We start from the raw sequence: 1,361 nt of genomic DNA, 5'->3' as shown, positions 1-1,361 counted from the left end.
ACGATGATGTATAAAATTTTGTGTAAAGCATTTTGCTAGAACAAAAGAAAAAAGGTAGGGTATTCTCTGATTTGGACCACAACACATTCCAGAGAAAGGAGTACCCTACCTATGTCTAAAAGAAGTATACCGAATGTCGACTGGGCAAATCAACTGGAAAATGCCATTCGTCAGTTTGTAAAAGAAAAATTAGAACTGATTATGCGGGAAGAAATCAAAAATTTCCTCGAAATCGAACAGGCTGGAACGCCGAATATGAGAAACGGCTACTATCAGCGAAATCTAGATACACAATATGGCCGGATTGAGGGTCTTTTGGTTCCAAGAGACCGAAACGGGGAATTTCAAACACAGTTGTTTGCCCCTTACCAACGGCACACGGGCTGGCTGGAGGAAGCAATCATTAGGATGTACCAAAGTGGCATGAGCACGCGTGAAATTGGCAAGTTTATCGAACGAATTCTAGGAAGCACCTATTCTCCTGCGACGATCAGCCGGATTACCGATGTCGTGAAGGAAGACATCGAGAAATGGCACGCTCGTCCACTACACCAGCGTTATTCGGTCTTATATTTGGACGGCTTGTACGTGAAACTTCGCCGGGATACGGTAGAGAAAGAAGTTATTTATGTGGTATTGGGGGTGAACGAAGAAGGGTATCGTGAAATTCTTGATTTCTTCGTAGGAGGACAAGAAAGCGCCTATGTATGGCAGGAGATTCTCCAACAGCTCTACCAAAGAGGCGTCAAGGAAGTGCTTCTTGGCGTCTTCGATGGCCTTCCGGGGCTGGAGGAAGCCTTTAAGGCGGTGTATCCGAAAGCCGATGTGCAGCGCTGTGTCGTGCACAAAGTCCGCAACACCCTCAGCCGTGTTCGGAAAAAAGATCAATTCGAAATGGCGGAGGACCTGAAACTCATTTATTGTTCTCCGAATAAAGAAATCGCATTGGAGATGTTTCAACAGTTTCAATCCAAATGGTCTCACAAATACCCAAGGGAAGTCCAATCGTGGGCCAATGAGTTGGATGTTCTTCTCACCTTTATGGACTATCCAAGCAGTATTCGAAGTGTGATTTACACGACCAATGCCATCGAACGAACGATCAAGGAGATTCGGAAACGTCTAAAGCCGATGAACAGTTTGAGCAGTTTAGAAGCCGCTGAAAAAGTCGTATATTTGACCGTTCAAGATTTTAACGAGAAATGGGCAGGGCGAAAGTTGCGAGGATTTGCCGAAGCGCAGGAAGCCCTCGAGCGAATGTTTGAAGAACGTTATCATTAACCAAATAATGTAAATAGATGAGATGAGGGGATTCTCCCTTTCCACACAAGAGACTGAATATTCAGTCTCTTGTGTGAAGG

At 44.8% G+C, this 1,361-nt stretch carries 1 protein-coding gene; it reads left to right on the top strand.

Translation table 11 applies throughout. The features are described from left to right. Positions 1-111: 111 nt before the first annotated feature. A complete protein-coding gene (locus tag CCB157_RS16715) occupies positions 112-1,281 on the top strand; it encodes an IS256 family transposase (protein WP_077616930.1) in 1,170 nt (389 codons plus the stop codon). Positions 1,282-1,361 lie beyond the last annotated feature (80 nt).

Origin of the sequence: Caenibacillus caldisaponilyticus (genome assembly GCF_002003465.1) — a bacterium.
Lineage (GTDB): Bacteria > Bacillota > Bacilli > Bacillales > Sporolactobacillaceae > Caenibacillus > Caenibacillus caldisaponilyticus.
This window is presented reverse-complemented; position numbering and strand designations above follow the sequence as displayed.

Bases quoted from the DNA above. Each gene is read 5' to 3' on its own strand.
- CCB157_RS16715 (WP_077616930.1), top strand. From the start codon at position 112: ATGTCTAAAAGAAGTATACCGAATGTCGACTGGGCAAATCAACTGGAA.